The 1,004-nt window shown below is 40.0% G+C and carries 2 protein-coding genes; both read left to right on the forward strand.

Going from position 1 to position 1,004, the window contains the following annotated elements; translation table 11 throughout:
* Positions 1–79: 79 nt before the first annotated feature.
* Positions 80–538, forward strand: a complete 459-nt coding sequence (locus J7338_RS20525; protein WP_210798824.1) for a helix-turn-helix domain-containing protein — start codon at positions 80–82, stop codon at positions 536–538.
* 40 nt (positions 539–578) lie between these two features.
* On the forward strand, positions 579–1,004 hold a 426-nt coding region (locus J7338_RS20530), incomplete at its 3' end, for an IS630 family transposase (RefSeq protein WP_275074514.1).

Genomic DNA, 1,004 nt, shown 5'->3' on the forward strand with positions numbered 1-1,004 from the left:
ATTTAATTCATGATCTATTTTAATTACCTTCTTTTTATGATCTAATACTCATAAATTTGTCATTATCATTGAGTCTAGCTTGTCTACTATTCCTAACTTCCCGTATACCAGAGATGCCCGATTAAAAACGCGTTATGAGGTTATTCGCCTCTTTCTCGAAGTAAAAAATCGTACTGTTGTCGCTAAAACTACCCGCGTTAGCCGTCGACTGGTTAATGAGTGGGTTACTGCATACTTATCCGATGGACTTAAAGCGCTTGATATTAAAAAACAATCAGGTCGCCCTTGTGGCTTAACATTAAAACAAAAGTGCCAGCTTAAAGATTATATCTGTGCGCACGCAGTGAAAGAAGAAGGTGGGAGGCTGATAGGTGAAGATATACGCAAATACATTTACGATACATTTGATGTCCAATACAAACTCAATAATGTCTACCGTTTGATGTGTGAGCTTAATCTTTCATGGATAACGTCTCGTTCTAAACATCCTAAACAGTCAATTGAGGCACAAGAAGACTTTAAAAAATTTCCATTATAATACGATCATCACAATTCCAGGCCACGTGGCGCTTGATAGAGTGGATGTGTGGTTTCAAGATGAAGCGCGATTTGGGCAACAAAATACCACCTCAAAAATTTGGGCTAAAAAAGGCACTAGGCCACGTGTTGTGAAGCAACAGCAATTTCTATCCACTCATATTTTTGGTGCAGTATGCCCCGCAACAGGGCAAACAGAGGCGATTATAGCCCCTTATTTGAGTAAGGATATAATGAAACAACACTTACAACTCATTTCAGATACTACGCCATGTGGACGGCATGCAGTGGTTACTGTTGATCGCGCAAGCTGGCATATGGGTGATGTTGGTGAAGGGATTAAAAATGTGTCGGTGATACCGTTGCCTCCTTATTCACCAGAACTTAATCCGGTTGAACAAGTATGGGCATGGATGCGAGACAGAGAGTTATCAAATCGTACTTTTTCAGATTATGACGACATTGTG

It is taken from the genome of Pseudoalteromonas ostreae (assembly GCF_018069805.1).
GTDB classification, from domain to species: Bacteria; Pseudomonadota; Gammaproteobacteria; order Enterobacterales; family Alteromonadaceae; genus Pseudoalteromonas; species Pseudoalteromonas ostreae.